Annotated in this window: 1 pseudogene; it reads right to left on the bottom strand. The window is 50.4% G+C overall.

Going from position 1 to position 248, the window contains the following annotated elements:
- A pseudogene (locus AAEZ02_RS23165) lies at positions 1–248 on the bottom strand (hypothetical protein); the annotation flags it as partial.

Raw genomic sequence — 248 nt, 5'->3', positions numbered from 1 at the left:
GCATAGAGCTGCGCGCGAAATGTTTCAACATTGCTCGCAGGTACGCTGATTTGCGCGTTAATGCCCTCATGCGCCAGATACACTCGCCCAAAAACATTCAGCGCGGTAAACAGCTGATATAAAGCGTCACGGGTCGCCTTAGGATCGGCGATGTGGAAATACTTGTAAAACGAAATGGTGGTTCGCGGTTCGCTCTCAGCCAACATTTTGGCTTTTAGCGCGTCGTTGGAAATGCGGTTGTGTAACAC

This window comes from Shewanella sp. T24-MNA-CIBAN-0130, from assembly GCF_040310185.1.
Taxonomy (GTDB): Bacteria; Pseudomonadota; Gammaproteobacteria; order Enterobacterales; family Shewanellaceae; genus Shewanella; species Shewanella psychromarinicola.
This window is presented reverse-complemented; position numbering and strand designations above follow the sequence as displayed.